Origin of the sequence: Lacticaseibacillus zeae DSM 20178 = KCTC 3804, from assembly GCF_000260435.1 — a bacterium.
GTDB classification, from domain to species: Bacteria; Bacillota; Bacilli; order Lactobacillales; family Lactobacillaceae; genus Lacticaseibacillus; species Lacticaseibacillus zeae.
This window is the reverse complement of the sequence record NZ_BACQ01000084.1, coordinates 1-1,512: the sequence shown is the minus strand read 5'-3', so window position 1 is coordinate 1,512 and position 1,512 is coordinate 1. Positions and strand designations below refer to the sequence as shown.

1 rRNA gene is annotated in these 1,512 nt (G+C 52.6%); it reads left to right on the top strand.

The annotated features are described in order from the left end of the window. A 16S ribosomal RNA gene (locus GSO_RS15230) occupies positions 1 to 1,473 on the top strand; the annotation flags it as partial. Between the last annotated feature and the right edge of the window lie 39 nt (positions 1,474 to 1,512).

Here is a 1,512-nt window from a genome sequence, read left to right as displayed (position 1 = left end):
GTGATTCAACTTAAAACGAGTGGCGGACGGGTGAGTAACACGTGGGTAACCTGCCCTTAAGTGGGGGATAACATTTGGAAACAGATGCTAATACCGCATAAATCCAAGAACCGCATGGTTCTTGGCTGAAAGATGGCGTAAGCTATCGCTTTTGGATGGACCCGCGGCGTATTAGCTAGTTGGTGAGGTAACGGCTCACCAAGGCCATGATACGTAGCCGAACTGAGAGGTTGATCGGCCACATTGGGACTGAGACACGGCCCAAACTCCTACGGGAGGCAGCAGTAGGGAATCTTCCACAATGGACGCAAGTCTGATGGAGCAACGCCGCGTGAGTGAAGAAGGCTTTCGGGTCGTAAAACTCTGTTGTTGGAGAAGAATGGTCGGCAGAGTAACTGTTGTCGGCGTGACGGTATCCAACCAGAAAGCCACGGCTAACTACGTGCCAGCAGCCGCGGTAATACGTAGGTGGCAAGCGTTATCCGGATTTATTGGGCGTAAAGCGAGCGCAGGCGGTTTTTTAAGTCTGATGTGAAAGCCCTCGGCTTAACCGAGGAAGCGCATCGGAAACTGGGAAACTTGAGTGCAGAAGAGGACAGTGGAACTCCATGTGTAGCGGTGAAATGCGTAGATATATGGAAGAACACCAGTGGCGAAGGCGGCTGTCTGGTCTGTAACTGACGCTGAGGCTCGAAAGCATGGGTAGCGAACAGGATTAGATACCCTGGTAGTCCATGCCGTAAACGATGAATGCTAGGTGTTGGAGGGTTTCCGCCCTTCAGTGCCGCAGCTAACGCATTAAGCATTCCGCCTGGGGAGTACGACCGCAAGGTTGAAACTCAAAGGAATTGACGGGGGCCCGCACAAGCGGTGGAGCATGTGGTTTAATTCGAAGCAACGCGAAGAACCTTACCAGGTCTTGACATCTTTTGATCACCTGAGAGATCAGGTTTCCCCTTCGGGGGCAAAATGACAGGTGGTGCATGGTTGTCGTCAGCTCGTGTCGTGAGATGTTGGGTTAAGTCCCGCAACGAGCGCAACCCTTATGACTAGTTGCCAGCATTGAGTTGGGCACTCTAGTAAGACTGCCGGTGACAAACCGGAGGAAGGTGGGGATGACGTCAAATCATCATGCCCCTTATGACCTGGGCTACACACGTGCTACAATGGATGGTACAACGAGTTGCGAGACCGCGAGGTCAAGCTAATCTCTTAAAGCCATTCTCAGTTCGGACTGTAGGCTGCAACTCGCCTACACGAAGTCGGAATCGCTAGTAATCGCGGATCAGCACGCCGCGGTGAATACGTTCCCGGGCCTTGTACACACCGCCCGTCACACCATGAGAGTTTGTAACACCCGAAGCCGGTGGCGTAACCCTTTTAGGGAGCGAGCCGTCTAAGGTGGGACAAATGATTAGGGTGAAGTCGTAACAAGGTAGCCGTAGGAGAACCTGCGGCTGGATCACCTCCTTTCTAAGGAAACAGACATTAAGTCTGACGGAAACCTGCACA